This is a genomic window from Marimonas arenosa, from assembly GCF_030848945.1.
Taxonomy (GTDB): domain Bacteria; phylum Pseudomonadota; class Alphaproteobacteria; order Rhodobacterales; family Rhodobacteraceae; genus Marimonas; species Marimonas arenosa.
The window spans coordinates 237,366-251,700 of the sequence record NZ_JANHAX010000003.1 but is presented as its reverse complement, the minus strand read 5'-3'; the positions used below and the strand labels follow the sequence as shown (position 1 = coordinate 251,700).

The window sequence follows — 14,335 nt, the reverse complement described above, 5'->3', positions numbered from 1 at the left end:
GCCGTCACCGCACCAGGATTACCCGCAGATCGTTGACATTGGTGCCGGTCGGCCCCGGCTCGAACAAGCCGCCGACCGCCTCGAACGCGCTCCAGGCGTCGTTGCCCGCCAACGCCGCGGCCGGGTCCACGCCCGCCGCGCGCATCGCCGCCGCGGTGCCGCCATCGGCAAACGCCCCGGCATTGTCCTCGCTGCCGTCGACCCCGTCGGTATCGGCAGCCAGCGCCGCGATCCCGGTCACCCCGTCGATCGCCAGCGCAAAGCTCAGCAGAAACTCGCTGTTCCGCCCACCCTTGCCAGCCGATCCGCGCAGCGTCACGGTGGTCTCGCCCCCCGACAGGATCGCCACCGGTGGCGCGAACGGCCGCTGCCTTGTCGCCACCTCGCGGGCGATCGCCGCGTGCACCTTCGCCACCTCGCGGGCCTCGCCCTCGATGGCGTCCGACAGGATCACCGGGGTATAGCCGGCGTCGCGCGCCACCTCCGCCGCCGCTTCCAGCGATTTCGCGGCGCTGGCGATGATATGCACCTTGTCGTGCTCGAACTCGGCGTCCCCCGGCTGCGGCGGTTCTTCCGCCCGCTCGAGATAGTCCGCCACTCGCCCGGGCAACGCGATCGCGTAATCCCGCACCGCCGCCAGGGCCGCAGACCGTCCACCAGGCCCCGGCACCGTCGGCCCGCTCGCCACCTCCCAGGGCGCGTCTCCCGGCACGTCGGATACGATCAGGCTCACCACGCGCGCCGGATGTGCCGCCGCGGCCAGGCGGCCGCCCTTGACCCGGCTCACCATCTTGCGGATCGCGTTCATCGCCCCGATCGGCGCCCCGCTCGCCAGCAACGCCTCGTTCAGCGCGATCTCGTCCGCCAGTTCCAGCCCCTCGGCCGGCGCGGCCAGCAGCGCCGATCCCCCGCCCGAGATCAGCGCGACCACCAGGTCCTCTTCGCCCAACCCGTCGACCGCCTGGACCAACGCGTCGCTTGCCGCGACACCGGCCGCGTCCGGCACCGGATGCGCCGCCTCCAGAACCCGGAGTCGCTGGGTTTCCGCCCCGAAGCCATAGCGCGTGACCACCACGCCCTCGATCGGCCCCGCCCACAGCTGCTCGAACGCCGCCGCCATCTGCGCCGCCCCCTTGCCCGCACCAATCACAACCGTGCGCCCACGGGGCGGCTCCGGCAGGCAAGACCGCATCGCCGCGCCCGGTTCGGCCACCGCCACAGCCGCGGCGAACATCGCCTGCAAAAGCTCCCGGTCCTCGTCGCGCATGTGTTTTCCTCCAAACCGAACCTTCGCCAAGCCGTTGGCAAAACACCACCCTTTTCCTCCATCCTGCCGGAAATTCACCCGCCGACGGCTCTTCCGCACGCAGCGCGCCTCACGGCCTGGACTTACAGAATACACCGATCTGGCCCTATCGTCATTCCCCGGAATCAGTCTGAAGATATCAACAGTCATTCCAACCCACGCAAGCGCCGGCCCCGCGCCGCGGTGCCCCTGTTCCGGAGATCCCCATGGACGGCCATCTCAGCGAAAACGATATTTCCCACGTGGTTGATGCCGACCGCGCCCATGTCTGGCACCACCTGATCCAGCACAAACCGTTTGAGACCGGCGAACCCCGGGTCATCATCGAAGGCAAGGGCATGCGGGTCTGGGACCAGCATGGAAAGGAATTCCTCGACGCCGTGTCAGGCGGGGTCTGGACCGTCAATGTCGGCTACGGCCGCGAAGAAATCGCCAACGCCGTGCGCGACCAGCTGGTCAAACTCAACTACTTCGCTGGTTCGGCAGGCTCCGTCCCGGGCGCGCTGTTCTCGGAAAAGCTGATCTCAAAAATGCCCGGCATGACCCGGGTTTATTACTGCAACTCCGGCTCCGAGGCGAACGAGAAGGCCTTCAAGATGATCCGCCAGATCGCCCACAAGCGCTACGGCGGCAAGAAGACCAAGATCCTCTACCGCGAACGTGACTATCACGGCGGCACCATCGGCACGATGTCGGCCGGCGGCCAGGACGAACGCGTCATGCAATACGGGCCGCTGACGCCACATTTCGTCCGCGTGCCCCATTGCATGGAATACCGCGCCCAGGCGGAATGGGACCCGGCCTCGGAAAGCTATGGCGAGTTCGCCGCCAACCAGATCGAAGAGGTCATCCTGCGCGAAGGTCCCGACACCGTCGGCGGCCTCTGCCTCGAACCGGTGACCGCCGGCGGCGGAGTCATTCCTCCGCCCGAAGGCTACTGGCAGCGGGTGCAGGAGATCTGCCGCAAGTACGATGTGCTCCTGCACATCGACGAGGTCGTCTGCGGCATCGGCCGCACCGGCACCCACTGGTTCGGTTACCAGCATTACGGCATCGAGCCCGATTTCGTGACCATGGCCAAGGGTGTCGCCTCCGGCTATGCCGCCATCGCCTGCTGTGTCACCACCGAACGCGTCTTCGAGATGTTCAAGGACGAACCCGAGGACCCGCTCAACTATTTCCGCGATATCTCGACCTTCGGCGGCTGCACCGCCGGCCCCGCCGCGGCACTGGAAAACATGCGCATCATCGAGGATGAGGGCCTCCTCGAAAACACCGCCAAGATGGGAGACCGGATGCTGGGCAACCTCCAGGCGCTGATGGAGAAACACAAGGTCGTCGGCGATGTCCGCGGCAAGGGTCTGTTCCTCGGTGCCGAACTGGTGGCCGACCGTGCCACCAAGGAGCCGGTAAGCGAGAAACAGATCGCCCAGGTCGTCGCCGAATGCGGCGCCCAGGGGGTGATCATCGGCGCCACCAACCGATCGGTGCCAGGGCTCAACAACGTGCTCTGCTTCTCGCCGGCGTTGATCGCAACCCCCGACGACATCGACCAGATCACCAAGGCGGTGGACGTGGCCCTGACACGGGTCTTCGGTTAAAGTTTAGTGTCTCCAACGGGTTGCGCCGCGCGTCGCGCGTCGCCCCGGACAGGGGCCGCCACCGATGCATGGCAACGTCCTCGCAGTTCGATGCACCAGGAGCGGATCGGATTCAGATGGAACCGTGTCGGTTATGGCCTGGAGAGGACGTTCGCTCTTCGGATCGCGAGCCGCGATCCGACCGAGGCGGGGGAGGCGCTGCCTCCCCCGCACCCCCTCCGGGATATTTCAGGTCAGATGAAGGAAAACACGCTTGTCTTCCTCTTTCTCCAAATATCCCGGGGGGACTGGGGGGCTGGCCCCCCAGTCGGTCGGAGTGGCGAAGCCAATTCGAAACCAATGACCCCTCCAGACCAAAAGCGGAAATCAGTTCGACCAGAAAACCTGAGGCGTTCTACCCAGACGGTTTACCGGGCTGCGCCCGGAGGAGCGCGCACCCCCGGAGCCGCCGCGCGGGGTGGGAGGACACAACTTTGAAACCAACGCAACAAACCAAGAGTGGAAGCGCGGCTGCAGAGCACCGCACGCCGCATTAACCCTACCCCTAGCCAGAACATTACCCAACCGCGCGCCAGACGGGATGCCAGCCAGACCGCCAGCCAGGCCGCCATACCGGCGATTTCCACCGGACGGTGGCATTAACCGCGTTCCCGGTCACAACCGATTTCCGCTCGCACAGCGCAATGACACTTAAGACCAGATTGCGCCTTACATAAGACCAGACTAAAGTCACCTCCATGGCGATTTCAGTGGAAACCTTCTTCCTCGATCCCGACGCCCAAGGTACGCTGCAATCACAGATTCAGCAGATGATCGCCGAGGGCATCCTCTCGGGCCGGTTCCAACGCGGCGAGAAACTTCCCTCCTCGCGCAAGCTGGCCGCCCATCTCGGCGTTGCCCGCATCACCGTGACGCTGGCCTATACCGAACTCTTGGCCAACGATTATCTGACCTCGCGCGGCCGTTCGGGCTACTACGTGTCCGACACCGCGCCAGAGCCGCCCGCTTTTCCGCCGCAACCGCCGCGCCAGGACGCCGTCGACTGGTCCCGCGCGCTGGGCCAGCGCTTTTCCGGCGGCGCCACACCGGTGAAACCGCAGGATTGGTCAAGCTACCGCTACCCGTTCGTCTACGGCCAGACCGACCCGACGCTGTTCGATCATGCCAGTTGGCGGCACTGCGCGCTCCAGGCGCTGGGACAGAAGGATTTCGTTCCGCTCACCTCGGACTATTACGACCAGGACGACCCCCAGCTGGTGACCTTCATCGCCCGCCACATTCTGCCGCGCCGCGGTATCCTCGCGAACCCGGACGAAATCCTCGTCACCATGGGCGCGCAAAACGCGCTCTGGCTCACCGCGCAGGTGCTGCTGACTCAGCGCCGGACGGCCGCCATCGAAGACCCGTGCTACCCGGCGCTGCGCGACATCCTCACCCAGTCGCGCTGCCACGTTACGCCCATTCCCGTAGATGCCGATGGCCTTCCACCCGACTCCGTTCCGGCGGAGTCCGACGTCATTTTCACCACTCCCAGCCACCAGTGCCCGACCACGGCAACCATGCCGATGAGCCGCCGGCAGGCGCTTCTGGCCCGCGCCCGCGAACTCGATGCGTTGATCGTCGAAGACGACTACGAGTTCGAAATGTCCTTTCTTTCGCCGCCCTCGCCGGCGCTCAAGTCGCTCGACCGTGACGGCCGGGTGATCTATGTCGGCTCTTTCTCGAAATCGCTCTTCCCAGGGCTGCGGCTGGGTTATCTGGTGGGATCGACGGCCTTCATCCGCGAGGCCCGCGCGCTGCGCGCCTCGGTGCTGCGCCACGTCCCCGGCCATATCCAGCGCACGGCGGCCTATTTCCTCTCTCTGGGGCATTACGACAGCCTGATCCGCCGCATGGGCAACACGCTCCGCCGCCGCCGAGAGGTCATGGCAGACGCCATCGCGGCCCATGGCCTGACCGTCGCCGGTCGTGGTGCGTTCGGAGGGTCGTCCTTTTGGATGCGGGCACCAGACGGCACCGATACCGAGGTGCTGGCCGAACGCGTCAAGGCCAAATCCGTCCTGATCGAACCCGGCCACCCGTTCTTCGCCTCCCCGGGCCGCGGCCAGGCGCACTATCGGCTGGGGTATTCGTCTATCCCGTCTTCCCGAATACCAGAGGGCATCGCGATCCTCGCCCGGATCGTCGCCGAACAGGCCTGACCCGGCGCTGACCCAAAGGCGCGGTTCGCGCGAAATCTGGCTCTAGGAGGCCAAGGGAATTGGCCCTAACCCCAGACTTGTGGAGCCCGTAAATTCATCCCAACCCGTGCGGTAGCCCGACTCGCCGCCAACCCTCCATGTCCAAAGGAACGCGCCCATGAAAATGACCACAGAAGAAGCCTTCGTGAAGGTTCTCCAGCGCCACGGAATCGAACACGCTTTCGGCATCATCGGCTCGGCCTTCATGCCGATCTCCGACCTCTTCCCGAAGGCCGGGATCATGTTCTGGGACTGCGCCCACGAAGGCTCGGGCGGGATGATGGCCGACGGCTATACCCGCGCCTCCGGCAAGATGTCGATGATGATCGCCCAGAACGGCCCCGGCATCACCAACTTCGTCACCGCCGTGAAAACCGCCTACTGGAACCACACGCCGCTTCTCCTGGTCACCCCGCAGGCCGCCAACAAGACCATCGGCCAGGGCGGTTTTCAGGAGGTCGAGCAGATGGCGCTGTTCCAGGACATGGTCGCCTATCAGGAAGAGGTCCGCGATCCTTCGCGGATCGCCGAGGTTCTGAACCGGGTGATCCTCAACGCCCATCGTGCATCCGCCCCAGCCCAGATCAACGTCCCGCGCGATTTCTGGACCCAGGTGATCGACATCGATCTGCCCGAGACCGTCGATTTCGAACGCCCCCGCGGCGGCGAAGCCGCGCTGGCCGACGCTGCCCAGCTGCTGTCCGAGGCCCGCTTCCCGGTCATCCTCAATGGCGCGGGCGTGGTGCTGGGCGGCGCCATCCCCGCCTCGATGGCGCTGGCCGAACGGCTCGATGCGCCGGTCTGCGTCGGCTACCAGCACAACGACGCCTTCCCCGGCTCGCACCCGCTCTTTGCCGGGCCGCTGGGCTACAACGGCTCCAAGGCCGGGATGGAACTCATTTCCAAGGCCGACGTGGTGCTCTGCCTCGGCACCCGCCTTAACCCGTTCTCGACCCTGCCAGGCTACGGCATCGACTACTGGCCGAAGGATGCGAAAATCATCCAGGTCGATATCAACCCCGACCGCATCGGCCTGACCAAGAAGGTCTCTGTCGGCATCGTCGGCGACGCCAGGAAGGTGGCCGAACAACTGCTTGACCGTCTCTCCGGCACCGCCGGCGACGAAGGCCGCAAGGCCCGCCGTGACCTGATCGCGCAAACCAAATCGGCCTGGGCCCAGCAACTGGCGGGCATGGATCACGAGGATGACGATCCCGGCACCACCTGGAACGAACGCGCCCGTGCCGACAAGCCGGACTGGATGAGCCCCCGCATGGCATGGCGCGCCATCGAAAGCGCTCTGCCGAAAGAGGCGATCATCTCGTCCGACATCGGCAACAACTGCGCCATCGGCAACGCCTACCCAACCTTCGAAGAAGGGCGCAAATACCTGGCCCCCGGTCTCTTCGGCCCCTGCGGCTATGGTCTGCCTTCGATCATCGGCGCCAAGATCGGACGGCCCGACGTACCCGTGGTCGGCTTCTCCGGCGACGGTGCTTTCGGCATCGCCGTGACCGAGCTCACCGCGATTGGCCGCGAAGAATGGCCGCCGATCACCCAGGTGGTGTTCCGCAACTACCAATGGGGCGCCGAGAAGCGCAACTCGACCCTGTGGTATGACGACAATTTCGTCGGCACCGAACTGGACGAGCAGGTCAGCTATGCCGGCATCGCACAGGCCTGTGGCTTGCAGGGCGTGGTCGCCCGCACCATGGACGAGCTCAAGGACGCGCTGGCCAAGGCCATCGACGACCAGATGAACCATGGGCGTACCACGCTGATCGAGGCGATGATCAACCAGGAACTGGGCGAACCCTTCCGCCGCGACGCAATGAAGAAACCGGTCGAAGTGGCAGGGATCGACCCCGCCGACATGGCGAAACAGAAAGCTTGATCCATGGCAGGGCCCGGCGGCGACCACATCCTGGTTCTGAACGCCGGGTCCTCCTCGATCAAATTCGCGGTTTTCGACCCTAACCTTGCCGAAAAGCTCTCCGGTATCGCCGCCGAGATCGGCGGCGCCTCGTTCCTGCGGATCGGCGATCACGATACCCAGTCCCCCTTCATCGACCACCGCTCCGCGCTGCAGGCGATTCTCGCCGGGTTAGAGACGCATGGCTTCACGCTGGCCTCGCTCAGGGCCGCCGCCCACCGGGTTGTCCACGGCGGCCACAAGCTCACCCAACCTGTCCGCATCACCCCCGATGTGCGCGCCGAGATTGCCGCCTGCTCGCCGCTCGCGCCGCTGCACAATCCGCACAACCTCGCAGCCATCGACACGCTGGCCGAGCTGGCCCCCGACCTGCCGCAATTCGCCAGCTTCGACACCAGCTTTCACGCCACCAACCCCGAGGTCGCAACCCGCTATGCCATCCCGAAGATGATGGAAACCAAGGGCATCCGCCGCTATGGTTTCCACGGCCTGTCCTACGCCTCGCTCACCCGCCTGCTGCCTGAAATATCCGGCGAACCCCTGCCTTCCCGCCTGCTGGCTTTTCACCTCGGCAACGGCGCCTCGCTCTGCGCCATCAAGAACGGCAAGTCCATCGCCACCACCATGGGCTATTCACCGCTCGACGGGCTCACCATGGGTACCCGGTCAGGGGGCATCGACGCCAACGCCGTGCTGCGTCTGGTCGAGGATCACGGGCTCGAGCGCACCAAGGCAATCCTGAACCACGAAAGCGGGCTTCTGGGCTTGTCAGGCGGCAAATCCGACATGCGCAAGCTGATGCTCGACCACAGTGCCGACAGCGATTTCGCCGTCGAGCATTTCTGTTACTGGACGCTGCGCCACGCCGGCAGTCTCATCGCCGCGATGGAAGGGCTCGACGCCATCGCCTTCACCGGCGGCATCGGTGAAAACGCCGTAGGCGTGCGCGCCCGCATCCTGCGCGGGCTGGAATGGCTCGGTGGGCGCATGGACCCCGACGCCAACCACCGCAACGCCCCCCGTCTGCACGCGGACACGTCCAAAGTTACGGTCTGGATCGTCCCCGCCCGTGAAGAAGAAATGATCGCCCGCGACGCGCTTTCCCTGATGGCGGCGGCATGAGCGTTTTTCGTGGCGAAAAACGTTTCGGAAATCGACGCGATTTCCGGCCCGCGCCAAGCCTAACCGCCCGCGCCTCGAATTCCGCGTCGGAATTCGAACCGGAAACCGGGTCGGTTTCCGCCAACGTTCACGCCATTGCCACGGTCACCGCGGTCGCCGCCACGATATCGTCTACGCTCGCGCCCCGGCTCAAATCGCAGACCGGCCTTCGAAAACCCTGCAGAAACGGCCCCAGCGCCTGCGCCCCGGCCAGTTCCTGGCACAGCTTGTACGCGATGTTGCCGGCATCGAGATCGGGAAAGATCAGCACGTTGGCGTCACCCGCCCCCGCCCCCTTCTTCGCCGCAATCTCCGGATCCAGTGCCGCATCCGCCTGCACCGGACCGGCAAATCCGGCCCGCGCCGCCGCCACGCGTACCAGATCTACGCTCGTGCCCGCCCCGCTGGTCCCGGTCGAGAAGGACAGCATCGCCACCCGCGCCGCGCCCAAAAGGTCTGCGGCCGATCGTGCCGAAGCCCGCGCGATATCCGCCAGTTGCCCCGCATCCGGGGCGACATTCACCGCGCAATCGGCGAATATCAACTCGCGCCCGTCCGGAAACAGCATCACGAAAAACGACGACGGCGTCTCCACGCCCTCGTCCAACCCGATCGCCATCGCCGCCGCCTCGATCACCCGCCGCGTCGGGCTGTCAGCGCCGGCCACCATGGCGTCGGCCTCGCCTGCCGCGACCATCGCCGCCGCCCGGTACAGCGGTTTCCCCAGAAGCCGCCGCGCCATTGATTCCTTCATCCCGCGGGCCTCGACCAGTGCCGCCACCTGCGCGTCCGACACCTGCGACAGGCCTATCGGCACGCACAACCCCTCGGCCTCAAGCCGCTTTGCCGCCGCCGCCACCCGCAGGTCGTCAAGCTCGGGAAAAACAACCTGCGCGGCTTTCGTCGTCGCAGCCTGCGCCATCCGGTCCAGAAACAGCACCATGACATACCCCCTTCATACCGCAAGGAGCCAGCCATGACCGAAGACGTCAAGATCAACCGCGGCCTCAAGGGCATCTATTTCGAACGCTCCGGCGTCTCGCAGATTGACGGCACCCGGGGAGAGCTGAGCTATCGCGGCTACTCGATCCACGATCTAGCCACCCGGTCCACCTTCGAGGAAGTCGCCTATCTTTTGATCCACGGCGATCTTCCCAACGCGGCGCAACTCGCCGACTTCGATGCCCGCCTCACGGCGGCCCGGACCCTGCCGCCCGCGATTTTCGACATTATCGCCGCCTGCAAGGGCGGCCACCCGATGGACGTACTGCGCACCGCGGTCTCGGCCCTGGCCGCGCTGGAACCGGGCAGCCGGCAGATGGGCGAAGAGGCTTTCATCGAGAACGGACTTCGCCTGACCAGCCAGGTGCCGATGATCGTCGCAGCACACGAGGCGATCCGCAACGGCCGCGCGCCCGTCGTCCCGGACCCCGATCTCTCCCACGCTGCCAACTGGCTATGGATGCTCAAGGGGGAAAAGCCCTCCCAAGATGCCGCTCGCCTCGCCGATGTCGATTTCATCCTGCATGCCGAGCATGGCTCCAACGCCTCGTCCTTCGCCGCCCGCGTCACCATCGGGACCGAGGCGAACCTGCACGGCGCCATCGTCACCGCGCTGTCCACGCTCGCCGGCCCCGCCCATGGCGGGGCTGCCGAAGACGTGATGAAAATGGTGCAAGAGATCGGCTCGCCCGAAAACGCTGCCGACTACGTCAAGACAAAGCGCAAGAACCGCGAGGCCGTCACCGGCTTCGGCCACCGCGTCTACCGCGCCGAGGATCCGCGCGCGCGGCACATGCGCGAGGGCGTGCGCCGCCTGGGCGAAGAGATGGGCGCCCCCGAATGGTATGAAATCCTGCAAGCCGTGGTCGAGGCGATGAAACCCTATGCCCGCCACGGCCTGAACGTGAATGTCGATTTCTACTCCGGCGTCATCTACCAGTTGCATGGCATCCCGATGGACCTCTACGTTCCGATCTTTGCCCTCGGCCGCATGCCCGGCTGGATCATCCAGTGCATCGAACAGCAGCGCCAGAACATCCTCATCCGCCCGCTCACCCTCTATAACGGCCCCGAGCCGCGCCCCTACCTGCCGCTCGCCGAGCGATGATTGTTGCCGCCGCGCTGACACCGGGTCAACTGGCTTTCGCTGCCGTCACGGTCTTTTTCGCCGGGCTCGTACGCGGCTTCACCGGCTTCGCCCTCTCGGCGCTGATCATGGCGACGCTGGTGATCCTGATCCCGCCGGTCGAACTGATCCCGATCTGCCTGCTGCTCGAACTCGCCTCTTCGCTGCTGCTCCTGCGCGGCGGCCTCGGCGACGCGGACAGGAAAATGGCGCTGCGCTTGCAGACCGGCGCCCTGATCGGCGTGCCCCTCGGTCTCTGGCTCACCACCTCGCTGCCGCCCGACCTGTCGCGCCGCATCGCGCTGCTGCTGATACTGGGGCTCGCCGCAGCACAGCTCCTGCGCCTGCGCCTGCCGGTTTCGCCGGCAGCGCTGCCCACCGTGGCCACCGGTATCTTCTCGGGCTTCGTCACCGGCCTGGCCTCGATTGGCGGCATGGTCATTGCGCTCTACACTCTGGCGCTGAACATCCCGCCGCGGCGGATACGCGGCACACTGATCCTGATCATCTTCCTCGGCGGCACCCTCGGGCTTGTCTGGCAGAGCCTCTTTGGCATGCTCACCGCCACGGCGCTCACCCGGGCCACGCTCCTGTTTCTCCCGACCATGGCCGGCGTTGCGCTCGGCCGCCGCCTGTTTACGCCCCGATGGGAACGCTACCACCGTCCCTTCTCGCTGTCGCTGCTCATCGCCCTGGCCCTGGCCAGCCTGGTTCGCAGCCTGGCCTGAGCCGGTCTTTCATCTTTCCGGAAATAGTCACGATCCACCGGCTGCGGTTGCACAGCCACCGGGCTCACTTTTTCGACCGCCAGCTATCCAGCCAGCGCGCGATGCGCCCCTTCTGATGCGTCACGCTCTCGTGCACATCGTCCCAGGCCGGGTCGATGGTGCGCTCGCGGAACTGCCGCCACATCGCCCGGATCATCCCGATGGCCAACAGGACAAAGACGAAGAAGAAGATGTTGAACCACGGGATCACGGTCACGTCCGGCCCGTCGACTTTCCTGATTCCGATCGCGTTGGGATAGATCGTCAGGTACTTGTTTCGCCAGCCGTAATGGGTGATCACCACCCATTGATCCTGCCCTGCCGCCTGTACGCTCGCGGCGTTGGCCTCGGCCTGAAGATCGGACGAGTCGAACTTGAAATAGGGTGGCCAGATCCAGCCGGTGTCCTCGTTGCGATAGACCATCACGCGAGTCGACTCGCGTTGTCCGAATCCCAGAAACCAGGTCTTCCTGATCTCGGTGTTGATCAGCCGCAGATCCCGCGTCGTCAGCTCTGCCGTGCCGCTGTCGGCCTGCGCGTAGAAGATGCGGTTGAGCCCGGTGAAATCCGCCCGGATCACCTCGCTCGACGTCACACGGCCCACGTCATGCTGTGGCAACACGTAATGCAGAACCGTCGCCAGCAGCACGAAGAAAATCACCTTGATGATGGTCCAGATCCGGCGCATGTCGCCTCCTCTCAATAGGTCGTCAGGATGTGGATCACGGTCACCAGCACCGCCGGCACAACGTAAACCAGAAGCAGGAGCTTGGGCCTGAGCGAGCTTTCATACTGCGCCATGCCCCGCTCCAGAAAGGCCTCGCGCTCGACCGGATCGCCGCCTTGCGGGTGATCCTCGGCCCAGGCATTCTCCAGTTTCTCCTTGCGCAGGCTGCGCGAATAGATCGACAGCAGGAAATAGATCACGGTCAGCCCGATGGCCCCGAATATGATCAGCCGGATGAACCCCATTGCTTACCTCCTCACGGCTCCCCATGGCCCCACCCGCTCGATCAGGTCCTCGCGCGGCACAGTGCCATCGTCGGCCAACGGCGCGTCGTGGCCAAAGAGTGCCTTCCGCGTGCCCACCTTGTCCACCTGATATTCGCGGTGCAGGAAATCGGCGACATAGGACTTCTTGGTCTCGCTCCATCCGGCATAGAGCCTGTAGAACAGCTCCTTGTGGCAGATGAACAGTTGCCGCACGTCCTTCGGCGCCAGCTCCGACAACAGCATGTTGACCAGGTCCCGGTCGGCATGATCGGCCGCGCGCAACGTATAGAAATAGGCCGGGTGGTCGCTGGTGATCCGCGGCCACTTGCCGCCGTCCTCGGCCCAGTGCAGCAGCTCCTGCAGCCCGTGGAACTCCTCTGGCAGCTGCCCGGCATAGCGTCGCGCCAACGCCCGGATATCCGCCCGCGTGGCGCCCGACAGGTCGATCCCGGCCTCCTGCGCCGCGTCGACCACGATGAAATCCATCTTCTGCCGCAGGATCGCGGCGGCATCTATGCCGCGCGCCTTGACGATCGGCTCCACCAGGTCGTTGAACTCGAAGAACTTGGCGATCTGGTTCCGATCATTCAGGTCGAACGTATATTTTATCGGCAGCTTGCCCAGCCCGGTCTTGTCACCACTGGCGATCACCGCCGGGTGGTCCATCCCCCGGAACAGGTAGAGCCCGCCGAAATGCGCCGTCCAGAAATTCTGCTGCTCGAACTCCATTTGTCTGAGTTTGACAGGGTTGCGTGTCACGTCGCCGGTCTTCTTCGCCATAGTGATCATCTCGGCGATCAGCACATCGTCGAACCAGGCGTCATCTTCGCTCTGGAACCGGTCCACTAGCGCCCCGAGTTTCTCGGCTTGCCGCACCGTGCCTTCCGTCGTATCCGCCTCAATCACCACCTTGCGGATGTCGAACAGCCGTTCCGGTGTCTCCACCGCGTAAACCGAATTCACCAGCTCCCCCGCCACCGCGTCGCGCGCGGTCAGCGCGAAAAGCTGCGCCTCGTTCTCCTCGATGAACTGCCTGAGGATCCCGCGGCTGGTCGAAAACTTCGCCCCCAGGAGCGGCGCCGTCTTCTGCTCGGTGGTCAGCAAGATGAACTGGCGGTTCACGCCGTTCTGGTTGAGGTAAAGGTGGTCCCCCAGCTCGTCACCGACTTCCGGGGAATAGCCGGAAATGTCGATATGGAGATCCTCCAGCGCCGTGCGCTTGCCGGTCAGATGCTCCAGCGCCCGGTTATAGCGCTCGATCAAGGCGGGCGAGGCCACCTCGATCAGGTTGCCGAACATCAGGCCTCTTTCGATGAGGCGTTTCATTGGGCCGTCCCTTCTTGAGGAATTGGCGACTGTCGTATTTCACGAACGCGCTTTGCGACATGCAGGCCCTGCACCACTAAGATAATCAATTCTGCGCCTGACAAACCGAACGCAATGGCCGCAAATGGTGGCCAGAAATAGCTTCCGTCAAGGTCGAAATGAACCAAAGTTAACGCGCTGAGGCTTCCAGCCAAGGCAAGTTTTAGGCCTCCAATTGAAATTGTAAGCGCGGCAAGAGATCTGGCTAAAACCGTTGTGAATGAAGCATATGCTTTTGTCGGGGGCAATGCGAGGCTGGCCGCAATAATTAGGAGAGCGAGGACAAAAGCAGCCCAAAAAAGTACTTCAACCGGCCAAGGAATCATTTCCTTGATTGCCAGTGCAGCCTCTGCTTTTTCTTGCTCGGTCACGACTTGGTCTCCCGAACAGCACCGCGAGCCAACGTTTTCATAGATCCGCCCGGCCTCAGGCCGGGCAGCGCCCGACCCGCCCCATGGGCGGGCGCTCCGCACCCACCCCGGGCCAGGCGCTGCCCTTCGTTCTTTGTGTCTGCCGGCGGTTTCAACATCTAATCGTGCTCCCTCGCATCCAACCCCATCCGCGCCACCTTCACCGCCCGCGCCTGCACCCATACCAGCACCACCAGCCACACCCAGATCAGCACCAGCGCCGCACCCCCCACCACCGTCGCGAACTCGGCCGGCTTCGACCCAAGCACCTGTGCAAACCGCGTCTCGCAACTGCCGGTGATGCCGCACTGCTCCTGCACTCCCCACCAGATTACCAGAGCCACAACGGCCAGCGAGGCCACTACCCCCCAGAACACCGGATGAACCACCATTCGACGCAGCGGAAATGGCTCCTCATACCGCCCGCTCAT

The 14,335-nt window shown here is 64.8% G+C and carries 13 protein-coding genes; 6 read left to right on the top strand and 7 right to left on the bottom strand.

The window, feature by feature from the left end:
* Window positions 1-4 precede the first annotated feature (4 nt).
* Window positions 5-1,267 carry a glycerate kinase type-2 family protein gene (locus NO357_RS11345; RefSeq protein WP_306735787.1) on the bottom strand — a complete coding sequence of 421 codons (1,263 nt, stop codon included), beginning with the start codon at window positions 1,265-1,267 and terminating at the stop codon, window positions 5-7.
* 245 nt (window positions 1,268-1,512) lie between these two features.
* Here NO357_RS11345 and NO357_RS11340 point away from each other — a divergent pair, with 245 nt between their 5' ends.
* The 4 genes from NO357_RS11340 (at window position 1,513) to NO357_RS11325 (ending at window position 8,202) form a co-directional block, all read left to right on the top strand.
* A complete protein-coding gene (locus tag NO357_RS11340) occupies window positions 1,513-2,907 on the top strand; it encodes an aminotransferase family protein (RefSeq protein ID WP_306735786.1) in 1,395 nt (464 codons plus the stop codon).
* Window positions 2,908-3,644: 737 nt separating this feature from the next.
* Window positions 3,645-5,108, top strand: coding sequence for a MocR-like pyridoxine biosynthesis transcription factor PdxR (gene pdxR, locus NO357_RS11335; RefSeq protein ID WP_306735785.1), 1,464 nt, complete (start codon window positions 3,645-3,647; stop codon window positions 5,106-5,108).
* A 157-nt stretch (window positions 5,109-5,265) separates the two neighbouring features.
* Window positions 5,266-7,041: a sulfoacetaldehyde acetyltransferase gene (gene xsc, locus NO357_RS11330; protein ID WP_306735784.1), complete on the top strand. Its 1,776-nt coding sequence runs from the start codon at window positions 5,266-5,268 to the stop codon at window positions 7,039-7,041.
* Window positions 7,042-7,044: 3 nt separating this feature from the next.
* Window positions 7,045-8,202, top strand: coding sequence for an acetate/propionate family kinase (locus NO357_RS11325; protein WP_306735783.1), 1,158 nt, complete (start codon window positions 7,045-7,047; stop codon window positions 8,200-8,202).
* A 127-nt stretch (window positions 8,203-8,329) separates the two neighbouring features.
* On the opposite strand, the gene NO357_RS11320 is transcribed toward NO357_RS11325, so the two are convergent.
* A complete protein-coding gene (locus NO357_RS11320) occupies window positions 8,330-9,184 on the bottom strand; it encodes a phosphate acyltransferase (protein WP_306735782.1) in 855 nt (284 codons plus the stop codon).
* A gap of 33 nt (window positions 9,185-9,217) precedes the next feature.
* Between NO357_RS11320 and NO357_RS11315 the strand changes: the two genes are divergently transcribed.
* Both NO357_RS11315 and NO357_RS11310 read left to right on the top strand, forming a co-directional pair.
* The gene (locus tag NO357_RS11315) at window positions 9,218-10,351 is read left to right on the top strand and encodes a citrate/2-methylcitrate synthase (protein WP_306735781.1); all 1,134 of its coding nucleotides are present in this window, start codon (window positions 9,218-9,220) and stop codon (window positions 10,349-10,351) included.
* Window positions 10,348-11,097, top strand: a complete 750-nt coding sequence (locus NO357_RS11310) for a sulfite exporter TauE/SafE family protein (protein WP_306735780.1) — start codon at window positions 10,348-10,350, stop codon at window positions 11,095-11,097. Before NO357_RS11315 ends, NO357_RS11310 begins: the two co-directional genes overlap by 4 nt.
* Window positions 11,098-11,161: 64 nt before the next feature.
* On the opposite strand, the gene NO357_RS11305 is transcribed toward NO357_RS11310, so the two are convergent.
* The 5 genes from NO357_RS11305 to NO357_RS11285 all read right to left on the bottom strand — a co-directional run bounded on the left by NO357_RS11305 (window position 11,162) and on the right by NO357_RS11285 (window position 14,335).
* Window positions 11,162-11,824 (bottom strand): DUF1523 family protein, encoded by a 663-nt coding sequence (locus tag NO357_RS11305; RefSeq protein WP_306735779.1) that lies wholly within the window; start codon window positions 11,822-11,824, stop codon window positions 11,162-11,164.
* Window positions 11,825-11,835: 11 nt separating this feature from the next.
* Complete coding sequence (locus NO357_RS11300; protein ID WP_306735778.1) at window positions 11,836-12,108, bottom strand: hypothetical protein; 273 nt, start codon at window positions 12,106-12,108, stop codon at window positions 11,836-11,838.
* A 3-nt stretch (window positions 12,109-12,111) separates the two neighbouring features.
* Window positions 12,112-13,455 (bottom strand): DUF6638 family protein, encoded by a 1,344-nt coding sequence (locus NO357_RS11295; RefSeq protein ID WP_306735777.1) that lies wholly within the window; start codon window positions 13,453-13,455, stop codon window positions 12,112-12,114.
* The gene (locus tag NO357_RS11290; protein ID WP_306735776.1) at window positions 13,452-13,865 is read right to left on the bottom strand and encodes a hypothetical protein; all 414 of its coding nucleotides are present in this window, start codon (window positions 13,863-13,865) and stop codon (window positions 13,452-13,454) included. Before NO357_RS11290 ends, NO357_RS11295 begins: the two co-directional genes overlap by 4 nt.
* Before the next feature lie 158 nt (window positions 13,866-14,023).
* Window positions 14,024-14,335 carry a hypothetical protein gene (locus NO357_RS11285; RefSeq protein WP_306735775.1) on the bottom strand — a complete coding sequence of 104 codons (312 nt, stop codon included), beginning with the start codon at window positions 14,333-14,335 and terminating at the stop codon, window positions 14,024-14,026.

Coding starts and splice junctions, on each gene's coding strand:
- NO357_RS11345 (WP_306735787.1), bottom strand. CDS start 1,267: ATGCGCGACGAGGACCGGGAGCTTTTGCAGGCGATGTTCGCCGCGGCT.
- NO357_RS11340 (WP_306735786.1), top strand. CDS start 1,513: ATGGACGGCCATCTCAGCGAAAACGATATTTCCCACGTGGTTGATGCC.
- pdxR (WP_306735785.1), top strand. CDS start 3,645: ATGGCGATTTCAGTGGAAACCTTCTTCCTCGATCCCGACGCCCAAGGT.
- xsc (WP_306735784.1), top strand. CDS start 5,266: ATGAAAATGACCACAGAAGAAGCCTTCGTGAAGGTTCTCCAGCGCCAC.
- NO357_RS11325 (WP_306735783.1), top strand. CDS start 7,045: ATGGCAGGGCCCGGCGGCGACCACATCCTGGTTCTGAACGCCGGGTCC.
- NO357_RS11320 (WP_306735782.1), bottom strand. CDS start 9,184: ATGGTGCTGTTTCTGGACCGGATGGCGCAGGCTGCGACGACGAAAGCC.
- NO357_RS11315 (WP_306735781.1), top strand. CDS start 9,218: ATGACCGAAGACGTCAAGATCAACCGCGGCCTCAAGGGCATCTATTTC.
- NO357_RS11310 (WP_306735780.1), top strand. CDS start 10,348: ATGATTGTTGCCGCCGCGCTGACACCGGGTCAACTGGCTTTCGCTGCC.
- NO357_RS11305 (WP_306735779.1), bottom strand. CDS start 11,824: ATGCGCCGGATCTGGACCATCATCAAGGTGATTTTCTTCGTGCTGCTG.
- NO357_RS11300 (WP_306735778.1), bottom strand. CDS start 12,108: ATGGGGTTCATCCGGCTGATCATATTCGGGGCCATCGGGCTGACCGTG.
- NO357_RS11295 (WP_306735777.1), bottom strand. CDS start 13,455: ATGAAACGCCTCATCGAAAGAGGCCTGATGTTCGGCAACCTGATCGAG.
- NO357_RS11285 (WP_306735775.1), bottom strand. CDS start 14,335: ATGAGCGGGCGGTATGAGGAGCCATTTCCGCTGCGTCGAATGGTGGTT.